28 protein-coding genes are annotated in these 22,368 nt (G+C 65.9%); 7 read left to right on the plus strand and 21 right to left on the minus strand.

Translation table 11 applies throughout. The features are described from left to right. Window positions 1-48: 48 nt before the first annotated feature. The 12 genes from V5F78_RS24830 to V5F78_RS24885 all read right to left on the minus strand — a co-directional run bounded on the left by V5F78_RS24830 (window position 49) and on the right by V5F78_RS24885 (window position 12,892). On the minus strand, window positions 49-981 hold the full coding sequence (locus V5F78_RS24830) for a DUF2493 domain-containing protein (protein ID WP_394015646.1): 933 nt from the start codon (window positions 979-981) through the stop codon (window positions 49-51). A 336-nt stretch (window positions 982-1,317) separates the two neighbouring features. Further along, window positions 1,318-2,379: a DUF7146 domain-containing protein gene (locus tag V5F78_RS24835; protein ID WP_394015645.1), complete on the minus strand. Its 1,062-nt coding sequence runs from the start codon at window positions 2,377-2,379 to the stop codon at window positions 1,318-1,320. Window positions 2,380-2,394: 15 nt separating this feature from the next. Continuing rightward, entirely contained in the window at window positions 2,395-6,765 is a 4,371-nt protein-coding gene (locus tag V5F78_RS24840; RefSeq protein WP_394015644.1) for a strawberry notch-like NTP hydrolase domain-containing protein, read from the minus strand. A gap of 145 nt (window positions 6,766-6,910) precedes the next feature. After that, window positions 6,911-7,108: a hypothetical protein gene (locus tag V5F78_RS24845; RefSeq protein WP_394015643.1), complete on the minus strand. Its 198-nt coding sequence runs from the start codon at window positions 7,106-7,108 to the stop codon at window positions 6,911-6,913. Window positions 7,109-7,388: 280 nt separating this feature from the next. Further along, the gene (locus V5F78_RS24850; RefSeq protein ID WP_394015642.1) at window positions 7,389-7,688 is read right to left on the minus strand and encodes a DUF4326 domain-containing protein; all 300 of its coding nucleotides are present in this window, start codon (window positions 7,686-7,688) and stop codon (window positions 7,389-7,391) included. A gap of 150 nt (window positions 7,689-7,838) precedes the next feature. Further along, the gene (locus tag V5F78_RS24855) at window positions 7,839-8,081 is read right to left on the minus strand and encodes a DUF6117 family protein (protein WP_394015641.1); all 243 of its coding nucleotides are present in this window, start codon (window positions 8,079-8,081) and stop codon (window positions 7,839-7,841) included. Between the two features lie 72 nt (window positions 8,082-8,153). After that, complete coding sequence (locus V5F78_RS24860; protein ID WP_394015640.1) at window positions 8,154-8,900, minus strand: hypothetical protein; 747 nt, start codon at window positions 8,898-8,900, stop codon at window positions 8,154-8,156. Window positions 8,901-9,012: 112 nt separating this feature from the next. After that, a complete protein-coding gene (locus tag V5F78_RS24865) occupies window positions 9,013-9,207 on the minus strand; it encodes a hypothetical protein (protein ID WP_213375218.1) in 195 nt (64 codons plus the stop codon). A gap of 2 nt (window positions 9,208-9,209) precedes the next feature. Beyond that, entirely contained in the window at window positions 9,210-9,587 is a 378-nt protein-coding gene (locus V5F78_RS24870) for a DUF6915 family protein (protein WP_213375361.1), read from the minus strand. A gap of 10 nt (window positions 9,588-9,597) precedes the next feature. After that, window positions 9,598-10,170 (minus strand): DUF6878 family protein, encoded by a 573-nt coding sequence (locus V5F78_RS24875; RefSeq protein ID WP_394015639.1) that lies wholly within the window; start codon window positions 10,168-10,170, stop codon window positions 9,598-9,600. Further along, window positions 10,170-10,661 (minus strand): UCP036055 family protein, encoded by a 492-nt coding sequence (locus V5F78_RS24880; RefSeq protein WP_394015638.1) that lies wholly within the window; start codon window positions 10,659-10,661, stop codon window positions 10,170-10,172. The genes V5F78_RS24875 and V5F78_RS24880 overlap by 1 nt, the downstream gene beginning before the upstream one ends. A gap of 107 nt (window positions 10,662-10,768) precedes the next feature. Next, window positions 10,769-12,892 carry a ParB/RepB/Spo0J family partition protein gene (locus V5F78_RS24885; RefSeq protein ID WP_394015637.1) on the minus strand — a complete coding sequence of 708 codons (2,124 nt, stop codon included), beginning with the start codon at window positions 12,890-12,892 and terminating at the stop codon, window positions 10,769-10,771. Between the two features lie 437 nt (window positions 12,893-13,329). On the opposite strand from V5F78_RS24885, the gene V5F78_RS24890 reads away from it, so the two are divergent. After that, window positions 13,330-13,641 (plus strand): transcriptional repressor TraM, encoded by a 312-nt coding sequence (locus V5F78_RS24890; RefSeq protein ID WP_394015636.1) that lies wholly within the window; start codon window positions 13,330-13,332, stop codon window positions 13,639-13,641. 21 nt (window positions 13,642-13,662) lie between these two features. Here the strand turns inward: V5F78_RS24890 and V5F78_RS24895 are convergent, their stop codons facing one another. After that, window positions 13,663-14,589, minus strand: a complete 927-nt coding sequence (locus tag V5F78_RS24895; protein WP_394015635.1) for a hypothetical protein — start codon at window positions 14,587-14,589, stop codon at window positions 13,663-13,665. Further along, window positions 14,589-15,545: an ArdC family protein gene (locus tag V5F78_RS24900; protein ID WP_394015634.1), complete on the minus strand. Its 957-nt coding sequence runs from the start codon at window positions 15,543-15,545 to the stop codon at window positions 14,589-14,591. The genes V5F78_RS24895 and V5F78_RS24900 overlap by 1 nt, the downstream gene beginning before the upstream one ends. A gap of 282 nt (window positions 15,546-15,827) precedes the next feature. Between V5F78_RS24900 and V5F78_RS24905 the strand changes: the two genes are divergently transcribed. The 3 genes from V5F78_RS24905 to V5F78_RS24915 are packed head-to-tail and all read left to right on the plus strand — an operon-like array spanning window position 15,828 to window position 16,836. Next, window positions 15,828-16,133, plus strand: a complete 306-nt coding sequence (locus tag V5F78_RS24905) for a type II toxin-antitoxin system MqsR family toxin (protein ID WP_213375363.1) — start codon at window positions 15,828-15,830, stop codon at window positions 16,131-16,133. Between the two features lie 2 nt (window positions 16,134-16,135). After that, window positions 16,136-16,555: a type II toxin-antitoxin system MqsA family antitoxin gene (locus tag V5F78_RS24910; RefSeq protein WP_213375230.1), complete on the plus strand. Its 420-nt coding sequence runs from the start codon at window positions 16,136-16,138 to the stop codon at window positions 16,553-16,555. A gap of 26 nt (window positions 16,556-16,581) precedes the next feature. Then, on the plus strand, window positions 16,582-16,836 hold the full coding sequence (locus tag V5F78_RS24915) for a hypothetical protein (protein ID WP_213375232.1): 255 nt from the start codon (window positions 16,582-16,584) through the stop codon (window positions 16,834-16,836). A 38-nt stretch (window positions 16,837-16,874) separates the two neighbouring features. Here V5F78_RS24915 and V5F78_RS24920 read toward each other — a convergent pair whose 3' ends face one another. After that, window positions 16,875-17,045 carry a hypothetical protein gene (locus V5F78_RS24920; RefSeq protein WP_213375234.1) on the minus strand — a complete coding sequence of 57 codons (171 nt, stop codon included), beginning with the start codon at window positions 17,043-17,045 and terminating at the stop codon, window positions 16,875-16,877. Between the two features lie 381 nt (window positions 17,046-17,426). Between V5F78_RS24920 and V5F78_RS24925 the strand changes: the two genes are divergently transcribed. The 3 genes from V5F78_RS24925 to V5F78_RS24935 all read left to right on the plus strand — a co-directional run bounded on the left by V5F78_RS24925 (window position 17,427) and on the right by V5F78_RS24935 (window position 18,749). After that, a complete protein-coding gene (locus tag V5F78_RS24925; protein ID WP_246544811.1) occupies window positions 17,427-17,750 on the plus strand; it encodes a WGR domain-containing protein in 324 nt (107 codons plus the stop codon). A 97-nt stretch (window positions 17,751-17,847) separates the two neighbouring features. Beyond that, window positions 17,848-18,474 (plus strand): acyl-homoserine-lactone synthase, encoded by a 627-nt coding sequence (locus V5F78_RS24930; protein ID WP_394015633.1) that lies wholly within the window; start codon window positions 17,848-17,850, stop codon window positions 18,472-18,474. A 29-nt stretch (window positions 18,475-18,503) separates the two neighbouring features. Then, window positions 18,504-18,749 (plus strand): hypothetical protein, encoded by a 246-nt coding sequence (locus tag V5F78_RS24935; RefSeq protein ID WP_394015632.1) that lies wholly within the window; start codon window positions 18,504-18,506, stop codon window positions 18,747-18,749. 13 nt (window positions 18,750-18,762) lie between these two features. On the opposite strand, the gene V5F78_RS24940 is transcribed toward V5F78_RS24935, so the two are convergent. The 6 genes from V5F78_RS24940 to V5F78_RS24965 form a co-directional block, all read right to left on the minus strand. Then, window positions 18,763-19,473, minus strand: a complete 711-nt coding sequence (locus V5F78_RS24940) for a hypothetical protein (protein WP_394015631.1) — start codon at window positions 19,471-19,473, stop codon at window positions 18,763-18,765. A 22-nt stretch (window positions 19,474-19,495) separates the two neighbouring features. After that, window positions 19,496-20,062: a hypothetical protein gene (locus V5F78_RS24945; RefSeq protein ID WP_394015630.1), complete on the minus strand. Its 567-nt coding sequence runs from the start codon at window positions 20,060-20,062 to the stop codon at window positions 19,496-19,498. A gap of 146 nt (window positions 20,063-20,208) precedes the next feature. Continuing rightward, complete coding sequence (locus tag V5F78_RS24950) at window positions 20,209-20,697, minus strand: hypothetical protein (RefSeq protein ID WP_394015629.1); 489 nt, start codon at window positions 20,695-20,697, stop codon at window positions 20,209-20,211. Between the two features lie 189 nt (window positions 20,698-20,886). Further along, on the minus strand, window positions 20,887-21,438 hold the full coding sequence (locus V5F78_RS24955; protein ID WP_394015628.1) for a hypothetical protein: 552 nt from the start codon (window positions 21,436-21,438) through the stop codon (window positions 20,887-20,889). Beyond that, the gene (locus tag V5F78_RS24960) at window positions 21,435-21,989 is read right to left on the minus strand and encodes a thermonuclease family protein (RefSeq protein WP_394015627.1); all 555 of its coding nucleotides are present in this window, start codon (window positions 21,987-21,989) and stop codon (window positions 21,435-21,437) included. Before V5F78_RS24960 ends, V5F78_RS24955 begins: the two co-directional genes overlap by 4 nt. Window positions 21,990-22,017: 28 nt before the next feature. Further along, window positions 22,018-22,359, minus strand: coding sequence for a single-stranded DNA-binding protein (locus V5F78_RS24965; RefSeq protein ID WP_213375244.1), 342 nt, complete (start codon window positions 22,357-22,359; stop codon window positions 22,018-22,020). Window positions 22,360-22,368: the final 9 nt, after the last annotated feature.

A 22,368-nucleotide genomic window follows, 5' to 3' on the forward strand; every position in this document is an offset into this window, starting at 1 on the left:
TGATTTCCATCATATCCATGTTTCCCATGATTTCAAGGGAACCGACGCTCACGCGCCGCCCCCGAACCGCCAGACCGGGATGCCCATCGCCTTCGCCTTGTCGGCCAAGTTGTCGGTGATCCCGGAGCCTGGGAAGACAACGACGCCGATCGGCAGCGCCCTGAGCAATTCGTCGTTGCGCTTGAAAGGCGCCGCCTTGGCGTGCCGCGTCCAGTCGGGCTTGAAGGACACTTGCGGTACCTTGCGCGCATCCGCCCACCTTGAGGCGATGAACTCCGCGCCCTTCGTCGATCCGCCATGGAGCAGCACCAAGTCGGTATGTTTGGCATGTACCTTGTCGAGCACGTCCCAGATCGCCTGGTAGTCGTTGCAGTCGAGGCCGCCGGCGAAGGCGACCTTCACGCCGGCCGGCATCAGCGGCTCGATCTCGATCCGGCGCTTGGCGGCGAGGAAGTCCCGGCTGTCTATGACTGCGGCGGTCAGGTTGCGATGGTTGACCTTCGAACCGGTCCGCGGATGCCACACCGATCCGACATGGGCCTCGAAGAGGTCGGCCGCGTGCTCACGGAAGAACTCCATGGTCTCGCGGCGCTCGATCATGGTCGTGCCCTGGGCGATGAGGCGCTCGAGTTCGACGGAGCGCACCTCCGAGCCGTCCTGTTCCTGCTGGCTCTTGCGCTGGTCGTCCTCATTGCGGTCGAGCTCGCGCTGGATGCGGCCCGCCGCGCGGTGGAACAGGTTGACGGTCGACCAGAGCAGGTCCTCGAGGTCGGGCTCGAGCCGGGTGTCGGCCAGGGTCGCGATGAGGGCATCGAAGATGTCGGCGAGGGCGCCCCGGACCACGGGCTCGTCGGGGAGGGGTCTCGGATCGGGCTCGTCCTGGTGCGGACGGTGGCCGTAGAGCTGCAGTTCGTGGATGACCTGGGATGTCGCGGACGAAGCGTGGATCGGCTCGTCGTCGGGGTGCTGGTCGATCGCCATGGGGATGTCCTCCGTGGGGCGGCGGCCGCGCCCATCGCGGCCTTCGTGGCGATCAGGCGGCGGAGGGGTCGGGCTTGCACCGCCAAGCGCAGCGCGGCGGCCGGAGCATCGCGGAGGAGGGCAGGGCGGCGGCTGTTTTGATTCGCGATGCAAAGGCAGGCTTGCCTGCCGGCGGAAAACAGTTGCCGACCGCACTTGCCGGCCCGGCCGCTCTGACGCCCACTCGCCCTCTAGAAGGCCATGGATGCGGCCCTCTCTCGCCAAGGGACAATCTCCTGCGATCAGCACGACCGGCTCCCCGATGCCGCGCACCTCTTCCCCTCCCGGCGCATTCCGTCACGCCGCGAGCAGGAACCGCGCTCCGTCCTGCGGGACGAGTTGAGACCCCAGATCCTCAGTGAGACTGGGGCTGCCGAGCCGTCGAAGGTCTTCGTTGAAATCGCCCAGCCTCGGCGACAGCGTCAGAACCTCGATCCCGAGCTGCCGCGCACGCCGGCTCAACCGTTCCATCCCACTGCGTCCGGCAGGATCAGCATCGACAGCGACGTAGAGACGCCCCAGCGAAGGCGGGAGCTGGATCGCGGCAAGGTGGTTGGCCGACAGGCCAGCGATCATCGGCATCCTGGGCATGACCATGCGCAGCGACATCATGGTCTCGACGCCTTCGCCGGCCGCCATCACCGGGTTGGATTCGTCGGAGCGCATGCCGAAGCGAACGCCGTTGCCGAGAAGGTCTCCCATCGCCCGCCGCTGCGACGCGACCGGCGCTTTCTCGCCAATGTCGTAGGGATGAAGCCAGGTGCGATGCACGCCGGTGATGCGTCCGCGATCGTCGGTGACGGCTGCGATCAGAGCCGGGAACGTGCGTGTCGGTGCATCATCATGGTCGCGATAATAGCAATGCGGATGGAAACGAAGGAACCGGTCATCGACGATCGCTGAGGCGATGCTACGGTGCTTCAGGTAACCATCGGCCCACGTGTCGGCGATCGGGCGCGCCATGGCGAACAGACGCCGTGCCGCCTCGGCGGTATTGCGCGGCTTCGACGAAAATCGTGATCCAGATAGGGGAGGAGGCTCCGGCAGGGGCAGGCTGAGGAAAGCCCGCGCTTCATCCTTGGCGTCGCGGATGTCGGTGAGGCCACGGTTGAGTGCGATCAGATCCAGCAGGTCGCCATGCTCACCGGTTGCGCCATCGGTCCACTTGCCGGCAGCACCCTTGCCGTAGTCGGGGCCGCTGAGCCTGACATAGAGGGATCGCCCCGGCGTGCCGAGCGTGTCGCCGACAAGCCAATAGCGACCTTCCTTGTGACCGGCACGGAGATAATGCCGGCACACCGCTTCGGCGTGATGCGCGAGGCGGCGTGCCAGCTCGGAGGTCGAGTTGGCGGAGGACATCGTGACGGCCTCCGATCAAGCGGCCGCGCGGTCGATGACCGTCGTGAACGGGTGGCGATCCAGCAGCCGGCCAACGACATCGAAGCCCGACACGCCGACCGGGACGAAGAAGCGCAGCTTCCAGGCGATGATCTCGCTGAAAAGGCCCATCGCGCGGAGCCGGTCCCGCATGCCCTCAGTGAACCCGGTGAGCTCGATGCGATGATCGTTCATCACGCGCACCCGGCGAAGCTGGAGCCCGTCGGCAAGTTGCAGGACGGCGCGGCCGGCCGAGACCGCCTCCCATGCTTCCCCTGTGGTGAGCGTCGGCGCGCCATCCTGGCCAAGATTGCGATAGAGCGTCGAGAGTGCCGCCGGCGAAATCAGCCGGCCGATGACGCGCTCGCCGTCATCGGTCTGCAGGCGGTAGACCTTGCAGGTCTCGTCGGGGATTCGCTTCCAGATCGGGAGCAGAAGGCCGGTGACGACATGAAACGTCGACGTCGTGAACTCCGGCAGGTCCGCGATCTCGGCAGACCAGGCCGCAACGAAGCTCTCGCGATCCGCTTCCTCCCAATGCGTCTGCGACAGCGCGTCGAGGCCGATCGCATGCCGCTCCGTCGGCCGCAGCAGGCGGACGCGGCGCTCCACCTCGCCGTCGTCGAGCATCAGGCTCGCAGCGGAAACCTGGACGGCGGCGCGGTTCGACTTGGCATTGATCAGCAGCCTGGCATCACGCTCGGCAACGCGCTGCAACGCCTCGTCGAGCGACATCGGCTCGTTGCGATCCTTCCGCGCGATCGTGAAGACGCGGGTTTCGGCGCCGGAGGCGTCATGGACGTAGACGGTGCGGCGCTTGGCGACGACCATGCTGTCGGCCCGCACGGTCTCGACGCCGGCGTCGTAGTGACCCGAGGCAATGGCCCCCTCGATCTTCGCCACCAGGATGGTCTCGAAGACATCGAAGAGCAGGTTTTGCGTGCCGATGGTCAGAGCGAGCAAACGGTTCAGGAAGGTGGTGATCGCCGGCAGCTCCTCCCGGATCGATCCGTCGCTATCGGTCAGCGAAAGGCCCGTGGCGCTCTCGAACTGCTGCAGCGAGCACCCGTCGATCTTGCCAGTGAGGAGGCGCAGATAGAATTGCCGCAGCGCCGCTTTCGCGTAAGCCGATTCGAGATTGTCATCGGCGCGGAACAGGCCCTGGCCGCCGGTCTGGCGCTGGCCCTTGGTGATGGCGCCGAGCGTGTCGAGCCGGCGCGCGATCGTCGACAGGAAGCGCTTTTCCGCCTTCACATTGGTCGCAACCGGACGGAAGAGAGGCGGCTGCGCCTGATTGGTGCGGTTCGTCCGCCCGAGGCCCTGGATGGCCGTGTCGGCTTTCCACCCGGCCTCGAGGAGGTAGTGGACGCGCAGGCGCCGGTTCCGCGCCGAGAGTTCGGCGTGGTAGCTGCGGCCGGTGCCGCCCGCATCGGAGAAGACGAGGATGCGCTTGTCGTCGTCCATGAACGCCTGCGTCTCGGCGAGGTTTGCGGAGCCCGGGCGATTTTCGACGGCAAGGCGATCGAGGCCGTCCTTGCCGGCCTTGCGCACGATACGGCGGGACCGGCCGGTGACCTCTGCGACAATATCCGTCCCGAAGCGCTGGATGATCTGATCGAGTGCGCTCTGGACGGGATCGAGCCCCGCGAGATGCTCGATCATCCGGTCGCGGCGCGCCACGGCCTCGCGGCATTGCACCGGATGGCCATCCTCGAAGACCGGCCGCGACGACAGATTGCCCTCGCTGTCCGTGAAAGGCTGAAAAAGCTGCGTCGGAAAGGAATGCTGGAGATAGTCCAGCACGTATTCCCTCGGCGTCACGTCGACCTGGATATCGCCCCAGTCCTCGGTCGGGATCTCGGCGAGCCGTCGCTCGAGCAGAGCCTCGCCGGTCGACACGATCTGAATAACCGCCGCGTGGCCAGCGGCGAGATCCTGATCGACGGCAGCGATCAGGCTCGGGGTTTTCATCGCGGTAATGAGGTGGCTAAAGAAGCGCTGCTTCGAACTTTCAAACGCCGAGAGCGCGGCCGACATCGCCTGGCCATTGAGCGTGCCCTTGCTCGAGCGGATGTTCGAGGCTTCCATCGCCGCGCGCAGGTTGTTGTGGATGATCTGGAAGGCGCCGGCATAAGCATCGTAGATGCGGATCTGATCGGGGGTGAGCTGATGCTCGACGAGCTCATATTCGACGCCCTCATAGGAGAGCGACCGCGCGGCGTAGAGCCCGAGCGCCTTCAGGTCGCGCGCCAGCACCTCCATCGCGGCGACGCCACCGTCTTCGATGGCGGCGACGAATTCCGCGCGATTGGCGAAGGGGAAGTCGGTGCCGCCCCACAGGCCGAGGCGCTGGGCGTAGGCCAGGTTCTCGACGGTCGTCGCGCCCGTCGCCGAGACGTAGAGGATGCGGGCGTCCGGCAACGCGTGCTGCAGCCGCAGTCCGGCCTTGCCCTGCTGCGAGGCCGCCTGGTCGCCGCGCTCGGTCTTGCCGCCGGCGGCGTTGGCCATGGCGTGGGCCTCGTCGAACACGATCACGCCATCGAAGTCCTTGCCGAGCCAGTCGACGATCTGCTGGACGCGGCTGACCTTACCCTCGCGCTCCTGCGAGCGGATCGTGGCGTAGGTGGTGAACAGGATGCCTTCGTCGAGGCGGATCGCCGAGCCCTGGCGAAACCGCGACAGTGGCGTGACCAGGAGACGTTCCTGGCCGAGGGCCGACCAGTCGCGCTGCGCATCTTCCAGCAGCTTGTCCGACTTCGAGACCCAGACGGCGCGCCGACGGCCGTGCAGCCAATTGTCGAGCAGGACGCCGGCGACCTGGCGGCCCTTACCGGCCCCCGTCCCGTCGCCGAGGAACCAGCCGCGCCTGAAACGAACCGCGTTCTCGGCATCGTCTGGCGCCGCGGCGACCACGTCATAGGTCGCATCGACCGTCCAGGACCCCGCGAGATGACCCGCATGGGCCTCGCCGGCATAGATCACGCTCTCCAGCTGCGCGTCGGAGAGCAGGCCCTCGGTGATCACTTTCGCGGGGAGCCGCGGGCGACAGGCCGGCTTGGGCGGCGCGACCGAGGCCATTGCCGCCGATTGCACCAGAAGGGTCGGATGCGGCATCGCGTCCGGAATCCGGATCGATTGCAGCGCGTAGCCCTCATAGATCGCGTCCGAGAGGCTGCCGCGCTCGGTCGGCGCCCAATCCACGGTCTCGTATGCGAGCTCGACAACCGGCTCGTCAGGCGCCGGCAGCATGGTCGAACGAAGTGGACGCGACGCGGTCGATGGGATCTGGCGCGGCTGCCTGACGATCGACGGGGAGGACGAGCGAGCCGCCGCCATCCCAATGGGCGCGCGCTTCGGCAGCCGCTCGGCGATCCAGTCCAGCAGCATGCCGACGTCGGACGCGGCACCGGGCGAGACCGGAAACGCGCTCGCATCCTCGGCTGGCACCTTGTCGATGACCGTCAGCCTCGTCTCGATCGTCGTGCCGTGAGGCGCGTAGACGCGGCCGTCAATGGCTGCGGAGAACACGACGCGCCCACGTTCCTGGAGGCGGATGAAGCCGTCGCGCCACCGTGGCGCATCCGGCGCCATGCTCGCTCCGGTGATCGCGACCAGTCGGCCGCCGTCCCTCAACCTCGCGAAGGCAGACACGAGATGCTGGAACGCGGCGTCCCGCACTGTCCCATCGACATGAGCGGCAACGGAGAATGGCGGGTTCATCAGGACGACGGTGGGGCCACTGCCCTCGTCGAGCCGATCATCGATCTGGGCCGCATCGTGGTGCGTGACCGTGACCGAAGGAAACAGCATCCCGAGCAGATCCGCGCGCGTCGCGGCAAGCTCGTTGAGCATCATGCTCACGCCAGGCTGCTCCGCAAGAATGGCGAGGAGCCCGGTGCCGGCCGAGGGTTCGAGCACGACGTCCCCGTCCGTGACGCCAGCGGCAACAGCCGCGACGAAGCCGAGGTCGATCGGCGTCGAGAACTGCTGAAAGCTCTGGCTTTCCTCGGAGCGACGGGTCTGGGTCGGCAGCAGCGCCGCGACGCGCGAGAGCATCGCGAGAAGCGCCGCGGGCTTTGCCGCCTGCCGGCGCATGGCCGGGCCATACTTGCGCAGGAACAGGACCTGCGCGGCCTCGCAGGCCTCATAGGCGTCGCGCCAGAGCCACCTGCCATCCGAATCCGAGCCGCCGGTGGCCGCCTCCATCGCACTGCGGAGAATGGGGGTGGTGATGCGGCGCCCGCGTGCGAGCTCTGGCAGAAGGAACTCGGCGGCCGCAAGAATTTGGGCTGCAGTCAATGGGGCGGACGAGGCGGGAGCCGGAGATACAGCGGCACCTGCTGCAGACGAGGGGGAAAGGCCGTTCATGTGGGACGATCCGGGAGAGCTGGGACGGGCAATCCGCCGGTCGCTCTCTCTCAGTCCCGGCCGGATCCCCCCGTTCCGGCCTTTCTCTCACTCTCGGGTCGGCACGCCTGGCCGCGGCACTTGGCGGCGGCCAGCGCGCGGCGGGTCAGGAAACATCGAAGTCATCAGCCAGGCCAAGCTCTTTCAGCCTCGCGACATCTTCGAGACGGACAATTTCGAAGTCGTCGGATCGGTGGCTGAACTCGCCGCGCCACACCTCTCCGAGCGTCGCCCACGCCCCATCCGGCCACACTGCGATATCGTAGGGATGGTACGGCGGCGTCTGCATGGTCGTCCTGCTCATGATCCAGTCTTTCTGAAATTGGTCGGGGTCATTCCCGATGACGCCATAGGAGAGGGCTGGACGGCGCGGTCACCGAGTAGACGAGGGGAACCCCTCGCGGGTTGACCGACACAGCCGGCGAGACCGCTACCAAGGTGGCAATGGAAGGGATGGCCACGGCTCATACACGGGGCATGGGCAAGATGACCGCCAGGACAGACGGTATGCCGTAACCGGAACTATGCCGGATCGCGCCGGAACAGCGGGGACGCCTCCATGGGTACATGATGAATCGGCGGCGTTAGGCCGCCTGGCGCCACCAGGCGATGCGCTCCTCGCGCGTCGCGCTGGCGAGCCGCAGCAGGAGGTCGCCATGGCACGCTGCCGGCGCGCAGAAGCAGACGAGATCGTGACCGCGAAGCTCGTCGAGAGCTCGAAGAAGATGATGCTGGTCATGCAGCCAGCGCTCATGTTTCGCGATGACGGTCGCACGATCGCCATCGGGGCCAATCCTGAATGGATTGCCCCACTTTGTCCCGCGGCCGATATAGATGGCGCCGTGCGGGACGCCGACCTTGTGCTTGTTGAGAACCTTGCACATCGCCGTCACCTCCTGATCCGCGCTGCAACGGCATGTCGGCGGGACGCAGCCAGGCTTTGCAGGTCACGCTCGACCTCATGGTCGGGGCGGAAACGGCGTGTCCGTTGACCCGCAAAGTGCGGCGTCCAGACAGGACCTGTTGCGGGCGCGTCAGGTCGACGGCGATGTCGCCGGCGGTTCGAGAGGCGGCAGATAGGCGTCGTAGGGGTCCGCATCGGCGAGACGACCAAAGGGGGTCATCGTGAAGTCGGCGCCGTCGCGACCGACGGCACAGATCACGTATCGCGGCGCACCGGTCACCGCGTCAGCACATTCCAGCAAAGCGAGGTTTCCGTCGCGGGCGGCCCGCAGGAGCGTCTGGAAGTTCGCGCGTGCATGGTCGGGTATAGCCATGGCAGGTCTCCTGAATCAAAAGCCCGGCACAGTGGCCGGGCGCAAACGGAGGCGTGAGCAGGGAAGGGGAGGTCAGCCGGGCGCCTGATCGCGCCTCTCGGCGGCACGAATGGCCGCGACCGCCGCGCGAAACTCGGCGGCGCCTTGTTCTTCCGACAGATCGCTGCAAGCGACGACATCGAGACAGGCGGAGCGAATGTCGCTCTCGGTCACCGCGTCCGGGTTGATCGAGGTGAGATCGGGGTCGGCCCCGATCGCCTCGGCAATCTGCTCCTTGACCGCGTGCTCGCGGACACGAAGAAGAACATGCGTGCCGGCATAGAGGGCATCATGCGCATCGTCTCCAAGGAAGTCCTCGACGATGTCGTTGGTGGATTTGCCACGGATGGCGTCAGCCGTGATGACGACGGCCATGCCATCGAAACCGTCCGGACGCATCCGGGTGCAGGTGAAGGCGGAGATGGCGGTGACATGGTCGAGCGTCGGCGAGCGCCGGACGATGTCCTGCAGGATGAATTCCCACGACATCCCGCTGAGGTCGATCTCGACATGGGTGTCGTCATCGGTGAGCGCCGCGATCCTTTCAGAGATATAGGCGTTCACGGTACTCTCGGTGTCGGCCGAGGCGGCGATCGCACGCCGAAGGTCTCGAACCGGGAGCTCGAAGCTGTCGCTCGGACCGATCTCGGCGAAGAGGTACAGACCGTCTCCGTCCGCCTCGGTGTCGAAGATGTGGCCGAGGATCAAGCGCTCGAGCGCCGTCATGTCGGCACTGGGGATGGTCGGTTGGATCACCGTGGGAGAGTGATAGTCAGCCATTAGGTCTGCTCCTGAAATGAAAAGCCCGGCGCGAGGGCCGGGAAGCGGCAAGGACGGACGACGTGTTCGCATCGGCGGATGCGACGGATCGCGATGGTGGACGACGAGCGCGTCACAGGCGGAATGTGCGGACGAGCTCCTGAGCGTTGCGGTGATGTTCGAGCATCACGCGATAGAACTGCTTGCGCTGGGCACGCTTGGCGGGATCGTGCCGGGCTTGTCGCGCGAGCTTGCGAGACGCGGCGCGGACGACGGCTTGCCAGCTCGCATGAACGGTGATGTCGAGCCGAAGATAAGTGCCGTACATGATCAGGCCGCCTCCGTGCTCGCTGCCGCCAGGGCGGGATCGACCTGGAGTTCAAGGCGCTGCGCGCGCCCCATCCAGGGCTCCGGGCGGATGGTCCGAACCCAATCGGCGAAGGACGGGATGAAGCCGAGATCCTCCTGAACGTGCTGTTCGCCGACCCAGCGGGTCGGGATCACACGGCCGGTCGAGAGCGTGATCGTGGTGCCGAAAATGGTCTCCGCCATGAAGATGCCCTCGGCGTGGTGCCGCAAGGCGCGGTGGCGAAAGTCCGCGGTGATCTGCTTCGATGCATCGAACCAGCTATGAATTGCGAGATAGTCCTCGACCGTTCCGCCCCATTTCTTCACCGAGGACAGGGCGTGGTGATAGGGATGTGCCATCGTCGCCTCCTCAGAACTCGTGGACGTAGTTTTCGGTGGCGCTGTAGCGCTCGTTGTAGTCGAGGCTGATCGACCGCTGTTCGACGTCGAATGTGAAATCGCCATAGGCGCCGTCGCCGTCCGGCCATCCGCCATGGGTCTGGCCGAGGAAGTCGTAGGCGAGTTCCTCGATGGCGGCCCGCAGCGACAGCAACTGCGTCCTGGCTTCCGGCTCACCCCACGCAAGCCCGGCTATTTCGACCAGGGTGTCCGGAAGCGAGACGGCCTCGGCTCCCGCGAGGGCGTCGATGCTCTCGATCTGCCCACTATCGCCATAGCCGTCGAAATTGACGGCGACACTGGTGATGCCGGCGGCCGCGAGCGCGTCGAACAGCGTCGCCGGCTGGCAGACCTGCACATAGATCTGCTCGCCATGGAGAGTGATTTCGCCCGAGACGGCGATGCCGCCCTGGTTCGAGCGGAGATCGAAGCGGCCGGCAGGAAGCCGCAATTCAGCGACGAGCTGGCGCAGGCGCGCTCGGGCCGTCGCGTGGAACCGGCGCTTACGTTCAGCGTGATAGGAGCAGTCGGCGTACCAGTCCATCACACGGCCTCCCGCGCCGGAGACCCCGATGCGTCGGCGTCGGCGGATGCATCGCCGAGGTCGTCGACCCGCTCGATGCGGGCCTGGGGGTGGCGGTTCTGCCTGAGCCAGGCGTCGGCCGCGGCGCGGTCATTGGCGAGATGGAGAAGCTCGACGGCTTCGCCATAGGGCCGCACGATGCGCCAGCTATCGGGCTTGGGAACGTCGATCACCTCGAACTGCAAGGCGCTGTCGACACCATAGGTACGGTGGACGATGACGAGCACGACATTGGCGCTGCTGATGTCGCCCTCATGCAAGGTAATGGTGGCGGGACTGGCAAGCCGGCCGGTGACGAAGGGCGGCGATTTGCGGATGAGCCGGCCGATGCCGTTTGACCGCTCCCACGCTGTGAGCTTCCTGGTGAAACGCGCGGGTGGCCGCGGGCGGCCGTCGGAGAACCGGATGATGGCGCCAAGCGGGGCGGTGTCGTAGATCGCTTTCGCGGACATGCTGAGGCTCCAGAAACGACGAAGCCCGGCGCGGGGCCGGGCTCGTCTGCGGGATGATGGGTGAGAAAGTGCCGGGGCGACCGATGCCGCCCCGGCGTGTCAGCGGATCACTCGGCCGCGTCGAGGTGTTCGAGCTCGCCGTCGGGATCGCCATCCGCGCCTTCGTCGGCATCGATGTCACCGGCGAGGAATTCAGGCAGGTCCTCGTCGCCCGCGTCGCCGGCCGATGCGTCGAGTTCCTCGTCGGACATCTCGCGCGTGCGCAGCGGCTCGGGAAGCCAGCTGGAATCGGCGAGCAGGCGCTGGGCTTCCGCCGCCATGTCGGCCTTCTTCAGGTGGTCGATGAGCTGGGCGGACTGCTCGCCCTTCGCCTCGCGAACCGCCTCGAGGATCCGGACCTTGGGCACGCGGCCGAGATAGTTCTCGACGGTGGGAACCCAGCCGACTGCCGCCATGTCCAGCGTCACGGCGCGCGCCAGATGATCGGCGTGAGCCTGCCGGTCCTTGTTGCGGTTCCAGGGCTCATGCACGGCGTTCACCGAGAGCGACGCGCAGTACGCGAAGAGCGCCTGGCGGCTGTCGCCGTCGAAAGCGACCAGGGCATTCCACAGGTCTGCCGACTTCTCCGGCAGGTGCTTCTGCCATTCTTCGTGCCGCTCGCCGATCGCCTTGGCGGACGGCGTGTCCTTCAGGCCCGGTGCCTGAGCCGTGAAGCCGGTGCTCTTGGCGGTGATCTCGACGCAGGTGTCCGACGCATAGCGGTAGAAGGCGTTCAGCACGAGCACGTGCAGCACCGCGAGGAAGGCCGTGTCGAAGTTCGCCCCGACCGCCTCGCGCAGGGCCAGCGTGCGATGCGCCGTCAGCTCGATGATCAGACGCTCGGAAAGCGGACGGAGGGCGTCCTCCTCCGGTTCCGACTCCGCGCCACCGCTCTCGCCTGCGGGCTCGCCGCCGACGGTGATCGCCGCCTGCGAGGTAGATGCACGAACGCCCGCACCGGGGTTGTCGCCCCCGATCTCCGAGCCGGCATCGGCGTCAGGGGCTACCTCGTCGTCCGGCCTGACGAAGCCACGCTCGATCTCGAGCGCACCATCCTCATCGATGCTGACGAACACGCCGGCGCGCGCGATCTCGGCCGTATCGTAGCGAAGCGGGCGAAGCTCAAAGGCGGCGATCGCCGTCTCCAACTCGCCGAAGCGCTCGTCGACCTCGTCGGGAAGCTCGTCGGCGCTGTCATACTGCTCGTTCAGCGCATCGAACTCGGCCTTGAGCGCCTCGTAGCCCGCAAGCTCCTCCGTCGACATGTCGATCGGTTCGCCAACCAGACGGCGCAGGCCGTTCGCGTAGCCGTACTTGAAGTCGAGTGCCGCCGAGACCCATTTCCAACCCTCGCTCGCGATGGCCTGCGCCTCCACCTTGAGCTTGTCGTCGACCAGCCGGTCGAGAAGCGCCGGATCCTGCAGCCAGCCGCCATGATCGTCGGTGAAGAGATCACGCATCACCACGCCGCCGGCGGCTTCATAGGCGTCGAGGCCGACGAACTGAGCGCGACGGTCGCTGACGCGCACCGCGCTCTCGGTGAGAAGCCTGCGGATGTAATAGGCCTCCTTGTTGTAGGAACGGGACAGGCTGTCCCAGACCTGCTCCTGGCGGGCATGGTCCGAGGAGACGCTGAACGCGGTGAGCTGCTCCAGCGTCATATCCTCGGCCGCATAGACCTCGAGCAGCTTTTCCGAGACGGTCGTGAGCCGCAGCCGCTGCTTGACGACATTGACCGGCACGAAGAAGCGTGCGGCGATCTCCTCCTCGCTAAGGCCCTTGTCGATCAGGGCCTTGAAGCTGCGGAACTGGTCGAGCGGGTGGAGCGCCTGGCGCTGGACGTTCTCGGCAAGCGAATCCTCCTCCGCCGAGGTGCCGGACGAGGCGTCCCCGACGACGCAGGGCACCAACGCAGTCTTGGCGAGGCGCTTCTGCTTCACGAGGAGTTCGAGGGCACGATAGCGGCGGCCGCCGGCGGGAACCTCGTACATGCCGGTCTCGGTTCCCTCCTCGTCGAGCACGGGGCGGACATTCAGGCTCTGCAACAGCTTGCGGCGGGCGATATCCTCCGCCAGTTCCTCGACGCTCACGCCGGCCTTGATCCGGCGAACATTCGCCTGGGACAGGATCAGCTTGTTGAAGGCGATGTCCCGGGCGCCGTTCAGGACGATCTTCTGGATGGCAGGTGCCATGTTCGTTCTCCGTGGCGGACCGGCCGGGAGCCTCTCTCCCCGCCTCCTGATCCGTCACGAAGTGACCCGGCCCCTCTCTCGCTCTCGGCTCGGGCACGAACGGCCGCAGCCCGGCCGGCGCCCGCGACGGAAATGTTGACGGCCGAACAACGATCTGGAACCGAGCGCCCCGACTCGGTATGAAGACTGCGGGGCGGTACGCGCCGCCCTGGGGCGTGGAAACCCCAAGAGTACCGGTTTGGCGCCGGCCGTTACGGCGCCGGATTCCTTGACCATGCGGTCGGGGAGCCTGCGACGTATGTCCAGGCGCCCCCGGGTGCTAAAGGTCGTAGGGACCGGGTACTCTCGGTTTTCCAACTCCCCGATCATGGGTGGTCGAGGGCATGTTTGCGGGGGCGGACCGCAGACACATGCCCTGGGAGTGGGAGACCTGAAATATGGCGAAGGTTGCCGCACCCGAGCCAGGTTCCCTGGAGGAGCGCGCCGTCGCCGCGCACCGCGCCTATCTGATGGCGCTGGTCGCGTGGGAGCGCACGCTGCACCGGATGAACTGCGCAATCTGCAGCCCTTCAGATCTGTGCGAGAACGAGCGTGTGCAAGTCTGTGTCGCTGCCGAAGCCGAGAAAGAATCACGTCGGATCGCGTTCCGTGATCTCTGTGACGAACTTGGATTTGTTCCCGCCGGCCATGTTATTGCGTTGCCGGCGGAAGAATTATCGGCCTGCTGTGATTTAGCTTCGTCGCATTGAAGCGGAGTTGAGATCATCGGCTCAGACGCCGCACAGGCCTTCGCATTCGTTCGCGAAGAGATCCTGCTGACCGCGGTCGGCGGCGGTCGACAGATCCGCCTGCTCCAGCGGAACGGCCGAACGATGGAGGTAGAGCTCGGCGCGCATGCCCCGCATGCCTGTTCGAATCGCGCGGTCGACGGTGACCGCGTCACGCCACCCTTCCGCGTCGTGGTCGCGAAGAGCGCGCCACATGGCGTCGCTGTGGAACGGACACCCGATGCAGCTGCTCTTCGGCGGTCGAGGATATCCGTGCCGATCGAGCCAGCGCAGGCAATCCCAACGGCCCATCCGTTGTTCGATCAGGGGCCAGCGATTGACCTGCCAGGCTTCCCGGCTCGGCTTCATCCGGACCACTTCGTCTAGCGAGATGCCGATCCACTGTTCGACGACAGCGTGGTTCGGCGAGTGTCGGCCGGTGAGACCTGCGAGCTCCCGGACCTTCCTGCGGATGGGCACGATCTTGTACTCTGACGTGCATTGGCGGCGGATCATGCCGACGTCGACGAGATCGGTCGCGAGGACCCGCTCGCCGATCTGGACGTCTTCGCCATCCTCATCTTCGCCATAGACGGCGATCGGGGAGCCCGCGGGCGTCACGGTGCGGGTGAAAGCGGGGATCGAAGCCCACCGCAGGCCGCAGGCGCCGTCCAGGAGATCGTCGCGGAGATTGCCAGCCGCCACCACATGCACCGGAAATGGCAGGACCGCCTCCGAACGGAGCCAGGCGAGATGATCGTAGACCGCGCGTGGCTCCCAGCCGGTGTCCGCGAAGATGGCGCAGTGGGGACGGGGCCCCAGCTCACCATGCGCGGCCATCAGGGCGAGGGTGGTCGACTGTACGCCGGCGCCGAGGCTGAGGACACGGAACGGCTCAGTCGGTTTGGGTCCGGGCAGGGGGCCGCGCATCACGCCGCCTCCTGCTTGTCGCCGTCCGCGTCCTCGTCTGCCAATCCATCAGCGTCCGGAAGCAGGGTCAGTAGATAGTCGGCTGCCTTGGAGGCGGCGCTGGCAGCGCGGACGATGGCACGATTGTCCTCGCGAACGACGTCCAACCAGGCGCCGAGATAGTCGGCATGGCGCACGGTCGGGACGATGCCGATCGACGCGCAGACGAAGGCGGCCGAGAGCTCGGCCACGCATTCCTCGACGAAGTAGGGCTTAGAGCCGAATTGCCCGCTCTGGTCGCGTCCGAGACGCGTCCGTGCCCCCGTCCAATGCGACAGCTCATGGGCGGCGGTGCGGGCGAAATTGATCGGGATGTGGAAGGCGCCGGGACGTGGCACTTGGATGTAGTCGTGCCGGGTGTCGTAAAAGGCCTGGTCGCCGCCGAGACGAAAATCGGCGCCGCTGGCCTTGATGAGGGCGTCGATCGCCGGCGGCACGACGGCGTCGGGAACAGCGGGCACCGGCGCCGTCAGCGTGTCGGGGAGACCGTCGCACTGGTCGGCGTTGAAGACGGTGAAGCGCTTCAGGAAGGGGATGCCGCCGCGCCCGTCACGGTCCCGGCTGTCGCGCGCATTGTCCTCGCCCGGCGTGAAGCGGCTGGCATAGACGACGGTGGTGCCATGCTCGCCCTTGCGCACGCTGCCGCCGAGCCCGAGCGCCTGGCGGAAGGTGAGCCAGTGCTGGGTGCTGAAGCCGTGCTCGATGACGGTGTGCCAGAGAATGAGGATGTTGATACCGGAGTATTTTCGCCCCGTCGTGGCGTTTCGCGGCATGGCCAGCGGGGCGGCGGCGGCGGACCAGGGCTGGACCCAGGGGACGCGGCCGGCCTCCAATTCGGCGATGATGCGGTCGGTGATGTCCTGGTAGAGTGACGCCCGGTTCGGGGCAGGGCGCCGGCGGGTGGCTGCATGGTCCATGGCGGGTCTCCGCGACGGGCCGGCCGCGAGCCACTCTCGCTGGTCCCTCGACCCGTCACGGCCGGACCGGCCACCCTCTCGCTCTCCTGGAGGGCCTGCCTCCCGCGCCCATCCTTTCCCGGCGATCCGCGGCTTGGCCTCTGCCGCGCGACCGATCGTTACCGCAGGCGCAGACCCGGGACGGGGCTGCGTGGAGACGGTGCAGCCGGCGGCATAGAGCGGGGTCCGACCCCCATCGGACGCGCCCTTGAACTGCCACCTTTATGGTGGCATATTTCGACCATGGAGAAGCGGCGGCCGACCTATGATCTCGAGGCCATCAAACTGGCACTGGGGTCGGTCGACCGCTTGGCGATGACGACATCGGCGCTGCGGGATGCGACGGCGCTCGGATTCGATCGTGGTGGCATCGTCGAGACGATTATCGGCATCGAGCGGCGCATGTTCTTCAAGTCGATGACAACGTTCGCCGATCATCGCGTCTGGCAGGACGTCTATCATGTGCCGGCGCGGGGATTGACGCTCTATGTGAAGTTCCAGGCGGACGTCATCACCGAGTTCACGGTCATGTCGTTCAAGGAGAAATGACCATGGCGATGAAAGAGACGGTGCTTCCCGACACCATGACGGCGCCGGAAACTGGCGAGATCCTGACGCGCAGCGTGCGGCCGTTCGTGGTGGCCTATAAGGGCGTGAGCCTCATGGTCGAGCTGCCCGGCTATTATCCGGCCGGCGAGGGCGACGGCATCCATGTCGGCAAGGACATGGCGGTGGTTGACGTGGCGCTGCGGACGCTGAAGGAACAGGTTGACGGCACGCCGTCGCCGGCGACGATCCGGCGTGTGCGCACCAAGCTGAACCTCTCCCAGCGTGACGCTGGCGCGTTGCTCAAGGTCGGCGAGAACGCCTTCGACAAATACGAGCGCGGGCTGGTCGAGCCGAGCGGCCCGACCAGCCAGCTGATCAAGCTGCTCGATCGCCATCCGGAGATGGCCGACGAGTTGCGCTGACTGGAGTGGATGTTTGGAGCTCTGCCATGCCGACCTGGCCGAAGGACAAATTGCTGAAGCATGGACCCGAGCTGCCGATGGAGGAGCGGATCCGGCGCTACCAGCACAACATACGCGCCATCCGGGAGTCCGGATGTCCAGTGCCGACATCGGCTTATGCCGATACGCTCGACCCTGCCGAGATCGAGCTCTGGTTTGCCGACAGCGCGTATCGTAGCCATCGCCTGAAAGAGGCGATCAAGGGATTGGCGGAGCTGCCACCGGATAGCGAGATTCCCTGACCGCGGGGACCCCGCCGGGGCCCCGCGTCGAGAGCGCCTCATCGCGCATAGGGATCATATTCGTGAATGACCGAGGCAGGGTCGCCGTCGAATTCGTCCGAGGGGAGAACGCCATAGCCGCCGTCGGACTCGAAGAGCGTGATGCAGACCATCAGGGTCTTGGCGAGGTTCCAGGCGTGGTCTTGAGCAAGGGTGAGGTTCTGCGACATCGTATCAGCTCCCGTCTTGCGGCGGGGACCATCCCCGCTCGACAGGCGCCCGAAGCGTCCGGATTACGGCCGCGATCACCTCGCAGGCGAAGCCGCAGAGGCCGCATGCGCGCATAGCGGACCCCTGGCGGGTTGATCGCAGAAGGCCATGGCCGAGACCAAGGAATTGCGCTGATTGAGAGCGGGGTGGCTCACCGTGGAAGCCCCGGGTGCCGGGGTCGCAGAACTCTGTCAGAAGCGGGCCGTACCCTGCCTCCGCAGCCTGCTGGCCGTCACGTCGGCTGATCCGAGCCGACCGTCATCACCAAAACGAATCGATCACGGGCAACTGATTCAATCATTGCGTTGGACCATGCGCGCACGCGCGTGGGACTGTGCATCATGCTAGACGATCATCGGCCCTCGCCATCAATGCTTCAGGTTCTCGTGCTCGACCGTATCGACGCGTCGCAGAACATGGCGCGTTACTATGTGCTGTCGATCGAGCCGACGTTATTCGGGGAGACGGCGATGGTGCGCGAATGGGGGCGGATCGGGAGCTTTGGGCAACGCCGCACTGAACTCTACGCGCAGCGCGAAGATGCGCGCATGGCGCTTGGAACGTGGCTGGATCGCAAGCTTCGGCGCGGCTATCAGCTTCGGATCGCGCCCGCACTCCACGGTGGGAACGGCACGACTCGATTGCCCGATAGCCGTCACGAATGATCGCGGCGCCAGTGCGCAATGGTGATTTCTAACCATACCCGCCGCGCTTGATTCATGAACTCCTCGGCTCGTTACCCAACAAGCCGAGGAATTTCTCATGCTTTTGCTCATCCCTGGCTCCGAGATCGCGCAGCATGGCGATCTGATGGAGCGCGTCTTCCGCTTCCGGCATGCCATCTTCGTCGAAGAGAAAGGCTGGAGCGACCTGCGCCAACCGGACGGGCTCGAACGGGACCGCTTCGACGACGCGCATGCGATTCATCAGGTCTGCCTGCGTGACGATGAGATCGTCGGTTACCAAAGACTGCTTCCGACGACACGCCCGCATTTGCTGAGCGACGTCCTGACCGATCTTTGCCGGAGCAAGCCGCCGCGGGGGCCACGCGTCTTCGAATGGACACGCTTTTGCGTGGCACCCCGTCATCGCGAGCTCCGCCCCAGCGCAAACGGACCATTCCTCGAGCTGGCGCAAGGCGTGGTCGAATGGGGCATGGCGCATCGCGTGGATACCGTCACCGTGGCAATCGATTGGCGGCTGATGGTGATCGCGATGCAGCTGCGGTTCTTCGTGCGCCCTCTCGGCTTTCCCAAGCGCATCGGCCGCGACGAGGTCGTGGCGCTGCGCATGTCATTCAACCGGGAAACCCTCACGACGATCCAGCAGGCGCGGCATTGCGAAGGCTCGGTTCTCCCTGACCCCGGATCACTGCCTTCGGCGGCATAACCCAACTCTCTTAGATCAGGAGGTGCGCCGTGATCCGAACCGCCGATACGAAGCTCATCGCGAGTGAACTGCATTCTCGCTACGAGCCGCCCCGCGCCGTCGCGCTGATCGGACGGACGTTGCAGAAGGCCCTCTTTGCCGGCAGGGCGGACGAGGTGGTGTTTTGGGCATTGGTTTACGCACACTATCGTGGCGGTGATCTGTGTGACGCGACTGAAGAGCAGCTCGCGGCATTCCGGAAAAATATTCTGCCGGATCCGCCCGACCTGAACTGAGCCAGTCGGACGATCAAACGTCGGTCGGCGCGACGATGATCGATGCGGTGGTTGCCGTCGGTGGGTTGGCGGCGAAGCCCGTCAACGTCGGGAAGTCTCCAGGTCCCGACGGTCCGCAGACAGCCTGTCCATCCTTGCAGTTGGGATCAGCCATGGCGCGGGCGTTGCTTGCCATACCGCAGATCGTCGTCCCGTTGATGTCGGAGAAGCCTGAGCATGACCCGGAATTTACCATCTTCTGGCAGTTGCCGGTGCCAAGCTGGATACACGCCGCGATGAAACTGGCGTCCACCTTCTGGCCGTCGAAGGTCGACATCGAGGCCAGCTGTTTCACGGCCGGCGCGTTGTAGCCCGCATTCGTCAGCCTGGCCCAGGCATCGACCTGATCCTGCAGCGACATGCACCCGTATCCGGCGCGATCCGTGCCGGCATATTTCTGGACATTGGCGTTGTTGAGCTGGAAGATTCCGGTGCAGCAACTGCCATTGTAGACGCCCTTGTTGCCGCCGGATTCGAAACGCCCGAGACCACCCAGCGAGCATGACGTCCCCTTGAGATCGTCGCGCAGGGAGGAGTTTCTCACCGCGTCGGTGATCTCCTGGGCTGAATAATTGGTGCGCTCGCAATATTGGCCTTTCTGCGCCAGCGCATGGCCTGTCACCGCCGCGAGCAACATCGGAACGAATGCGAGCGTCGTGATCAATCTGGCAAGCTGTCTACCCATGGTCGCCTCCTGGTGCAGGGAATCACCTGATCGAATAGGTCCGCGCGCAGCCGGGCACGTCGCGACCGCCGACATTGGTCCGGAAGGCGATGGTGCCGGCTGCCGGATCGAAGCGCGTGTAGGAATTGTCATTGCGGTTCTTCGCCGGGATGTCCGGATCGGCGTGATCCGCGTAGCAGCCCGTTGCCGTCTTGATGGCGAGAACCTTGCCGTCCTCGATGGTGACGATGCGCAGCGGGCAGGTCGATGGCTCGATCTCGGCGCCGGCGTCGTTCGCGCCGCTGTCGCAATCGCGCGAGAGCGCGGTGCTGACAATGATCGTGCGGGACCCGTCGCGATAGGTCGAGGACAGGGCCGTCACCAGGGCATTCTTGCCATTGAGCGGTCGCTTGAGCTCGGTGGTGACGTAGGCATTCGCTTCGCGGATCACGTCCGGCCAGACGAGCGTCTGCAGGGTGTCGGTTTTCGATGGCGTCTGGAAATTGTGGAACGTCATCGGCTGCCAGGCCCCGGAGCCCTGGTCCTGCGCAACGGCGGCCGTTGAGAGGGTGGTAAGCCCGACAAGTGCGATGACGAGAAAGGAACGCATCGAAGCCTCCTGATGCTGAGATGGCCGGCCAGCATGGCATGGCCGCAGGGGCGGTCCGGGCCGCGGCGCAAGCCGCGCCCCGCAAGGGGTCGCCTTGACCGCGCCGTCAGCGGACATGGGATGATGGCGGGCGCGCAGCCGTTTGATCATGGCGCGCCCAGCGGGATGTTGTTCGAGCAGCCGTCGACGGCCTGATGGTCGATGACCAGGCCAGTCTTCACGGTCTTCGTCGCGACATCATAGGCAGCGTAGGCGACGGTTCGGGCGGGGTCCACGGGTGCGCCCGCCGCGGCCGGCGCGAGCTCGAGGAAGCAGGCGCTTCCCCCGTCGAGGGTGCGAACCTGAATGCCTTCATAGATGGCGATCCGCAGCGGACAGAGTTTTATCGTGGCACGCGCCGACGCCTGGACCTCTTTCAGCGTGCAGCCGGTCGCGGTGTTCAGGATGCTGAGCACGACTGACTTCCTGGAGCTCCAGATAACGAAATGCGCCTCGGTCGCCGGGGCGTTGGCGCTTGCGTAGCGCGTGTCGCCGCGCGCGAGATAGGCGCGGTTGTTGTCCTCGATGGCGTCCTTCCAGATGTCGGCATAGGTGGCGGTGTCCGCCGTCGCGTGCTGGAGATCGGCATAGGACATCGGACGCCACGCTCCTGGATCTGTGGTGAGCGCCTGAGCATGAACGAGTGCCGGGATCACAAGAGACATCCATGCAGCGGCGATCGCTGGCATTCGTCGCGCGATATGCCGTGGAAAGCAGGTGCGCATTCCTTCAACAACATCTAGTATAATGAACCAATGTCGCACCCGTGGAAAGCCCCCGCCGCGCTATTCGTATCGATCGCGGCCCGGGACCCAGCGCCACGCGTCTTTCGGCGAGCGCTCACCGCCGCGCCAGGGGACAAGGGTTCGCGGCGGATCGACCGGCTGCATGTTCCAGACAGAGCGGTAATGATAGAAGTTCGCGGTCTCGCGCCTGAGACGTCTGCCCCCGGCATCGAGAAAATCTGTGGCGCAATGCACGACGGGTCCCCGGTAGCGGCTGACGCGCGCGGTCTGGGCATCGAGCGCTCCGGGCTTGCAGCCGAAGAGCCAGACAGAGGTCGCGCGCGACGGCGGGATCGGGTCGTCGCCAAGCAGCCGGCGATAGGCGTCGTTGGCCTGGGCCTGCGTCGGATAGGAGAAGCGTTCGGTCAGGATCGGGGCGAACGTCGTCCGATCGGGAGCGTATTCGAGGCGCCCGGGCTGAACGCGGTCTGGCTCGTAGAGCGTGTCGCGCGATGGCAGAGGCAACGCCTCGACAACCGGCGACGTCGGGGCGGCGCAAGCCGCCAGGGCGAGCGCCAGAAGCCCGGGCGCGAGATACACCGTGATGTTCATGGAGCAGCCTCGGCGCCTGTCTTCGCGATCGCACGCCGCCGATCGCTGGTCCGGTACTCCCAGGGCATCTGGAACGTGCTGGCCCAGATACCCCGATAGGCTTTGCGCGCGTCCCTCTCGGCCGACACATAGGCGCGGATCGCGGAATCCTGCTCGCTTGGCGGCAGGGTCATCGCAATGCCGTCGCGGATCATGTCGGCGCCGATATCGGCGTGATCCGCCGAGGCGCAGCGCGCGAGGTGCTCGCCCTGCTCATCGCGAAGAATGTTGCAGGCAACCCATTTGTTGAGCGTTGCCGAGACCAGCCAAGCCGCCGCCACGGTGCCGCACGGCCAGGGCTGACGGCCGAGATGAGCGGCTTGCCCTGGCGCACAGGTGTCGATGCCGTAGAGCCAATAGACAGCCTGCGTCTCGATATCGCGAAAGCGCGTCCCGTCGAGAACCTCGACGCGCAGCGGTGGCGATTGCAGCGCGCTACCTGGCGAGTAAAGGCCGGATCTTTCCGGCGATTGCGCGCCGGCCAATGTGGTCGCGGCAAGCGTGGCGACCATGACGATGGTCCCCGTTCTGGCGCCGCGGTTACGCCCCCGCGTCATCACGGTTGCCCAGGTCGAGCTTGTGGAAGGCATTGGCGATGACGTCGGTGGTGTAGACTGTCTCACCGGCCTTATCCTTATATGAGCCGTCGGCGATGCGGCACTCCGCGTAGACGGCGTCGCCTTTGACGACATGGGTCAGCGCCCATTGGGCGACCTTTTCGTTCAGCAGGCTGATCGTCACCCAGTCGGTCTCTTCCTTTCGCTCGCCCTTGCTGTCGGTCCAGACGCGATCGGTCGCGACATTGACCTTGGCGGTCTTGCCAAAGGCCTTCGGTGCCTGTCCGACATGGCCGCGAAGGATGAACAGGTTGGTGGTTCTCATGGGCAAGGC

Origin of the sequence: Roseixanthobacter glucoisosaccharinicivorans (assembly GCF_043195095.2) — a bacterium.
GTDB lineage: Bacteria > Pseudomonadota > Alphaproteobacteria > Rhizobiales > Xanthobacteraceae > NCEH01.

Excerpts from the sequence above, each read along its gene's own strand:
- V5F78_RS24890 (WP_394015636.1), top strand. The coding sequence starts at position 13,330 with ATGGCGAAGGTTGCCGCACCCGAGCCAGGTTCCCTGGAGGAGCGCGCC.
- V5F78_RS24910 (WP_213375230.1), top strand. The coding sequence starts at position 16,136 with ATGGCGATGAAAGAGACGGTGCTTCCCGACACCATGACGGCGCCGGAA.
- V5F78_RS24965 (WP_213375244.1), bottom strand. The coding sequence starts at position 22,359 with ATGAGAACCACCAACCTGTTCATCCTTCGCGGCCATGTCGGACAGGCA.
- V5F78_RS24830 (WP_394015646.1), bottom strand. The coding sequence starts at position 981 with ATGGCGATCGACCAGCACCCCGACGACGAGCCGATCCACGCTTCGTCC.
- V5F78_RS24835 (WP_394015645.1), bottom strand. The coding sequence starts at position 2,379 with ATGTCCTCCGCCAACTCGACCTCCGAGCTGGCACGCCGCCTCGCGCAT.
- V5F78_RS24875 (WP_394015639.1), bottom strand. The coding sequence starts at position 10,170 with ATGGACTGGTACGCCGACTGCTCCTATCACGCTGAACGTAAGCGCCGG.
- V5F78_RS24850 (WP_394015642.1), bottom strand. The coding sequence starts at position 7,688 with ATGTGCAAGGTTCTCAACAAGCACAAGGTCGGCGTCCCGCACGGCGCC.
- V5F78_RS24930 (WP_394015633.1), top strand. The coding sequence starts at position 17,848 with ATGCTTTTGCTCATCCCTGGCTCCGAGATCGCGCAGCATGGCGATCTG.
- V5F78_RS24955 (WP_394015628.1), bottom strand. The coding sequence starts at position 21,438 with ATGAACATCACGGTGTATCTCGCGCCCGGGCTTCTGGCGCTCGCCCTG.
- V5F78_RS24840 (WP_394015644.1), bottom strand. The coding sequence starts at position 6,765 with ATGAACGGCCTTTCCCCCTCGTCTGCAGCAGGTGCCGCTGTATCTCCG.
- V5F78_RS24950 (WP_394015629.1), bottom strand. The coding sequence starts at position 20,697 with ATGTCCTATGCCGATCTCCAGCACGCGACGGCGGACACCGCCACCTAT.
- V5F78_RS24960 (WP_394015627.1), bottom strand. The coding sequence starts at position 21,989 with ATGGTCGCCACGCTTGCCGCGACCACATTGGCCGGCGCGCAATCGCCG.
- V5F78_RS24920 (WP_213375234.1), bottom strand. The coding sequence starts at position 17,045 with ATGTCGCAGAACCTCACCCTTGCTCAAGACCACGCCTGGAACCTCGCC.
- V5F78_RS24900 (WP_394015634.1), bottom strand. The coding sequence starts at position 15,545 with ATGGACCATGCAGCCACCCGCCGGCGCCCTGCCCCGAACCGGGCGTCA.
- V5F78_RS24870 (WP_213375361.1), bottom strand. The coding sequence starts at position 9,587 with ATGGCACATCCCTATCACCACGCCCTGTCCTCGGTGAAGAAATGGGGC.
- V5F78_RS24855 (WP_394015641.1), bottom strand. The coding sequence starts at position 8,081 with ATGGCTATACCCGACCATGCACGCGCGAACTTCCAGACGCTCCTGCGG.
- V5F78_RS24880 (WP_394015638.1), bottom strand. The coding sequence starts at position 10,661 with ATGTCCGCGAAAGCGATCTACGACACCGCCCCGCTTGGCGCCATCATC.
- V5F78_RS24885 (WP_394015637.1), bottom strand. The coding sequence starts at position 12,892 with ATGGCACCTGCCATCCAGAAGATCGTCCTGAACGGCGCCCGGGACATC.
- V5F78_RS24865 (WP_213375218.1), bottom strand. The coding sequence starts at position 9,207 with ATGTACGGCACTTATCTTCGGCTCGACATCACCGTTCATGCGAGCTGG.
- V5F78_RS24915 (WP_213375232.1), top strand. The coding sequence starts at position 16,582 with ATGCCGACCTGGCCGAAGGACAAATTGCTGAAGCATGGACCCGAGCTG.
- V5F78_RS24845 (WP_394015643.1), bottom strand. The coding sequence starts at position 7,108 with ATGAGCAGGACGACCATGCAGACGCCGCCGTACCATCCCTACGATATC.
- V5F78_RS24905 (WP_213375363.1), top strand. The coding sequence starts at position 15,828 with ATGGAGAAGCGGCGGCCGACCTATGATCTCGAGGCCATCAAACTGGCA.
- V5F78_RS24925 (WP_246544811.1), top strand. The coding sequence starts at position 17,427 with ATGCTAGACGATCATCGGCCCTCGCCATCAATGCTTCAGGTTCTCGTG.
- V5F78_RS24945 (WP_394015630.1), bottom strand. The coding sequence starts at position 20,062 with ATGCGTTCCTTTCTCGTCATCGCACTTGTCGGGCTTACCACCCTCTCA.
- V5F78_RS24860 (WP_394015640.1), bottom strand. The coding sequence starts at position 8,900 with ATGGCTGACTATCACTCTCCCACGGTGATCCAACCGACCATCCCCAGT.
- V5F78_RS24895 (WP_394015635.1), bottom strand. The coding sequence starts at position 14,589 with ATGCGCGGCCCCCTGCCCGGACCCAAACCGACTGAGCCGTTCCGTGTC.
- V5F78_RS24940 (WP_394015631.1), bottom strand. The coding sequence starts at position 19,473 with ATGGGTAGACAGCTTGCCAGATTGATCACGACGCTCGCATTCGTTCCG.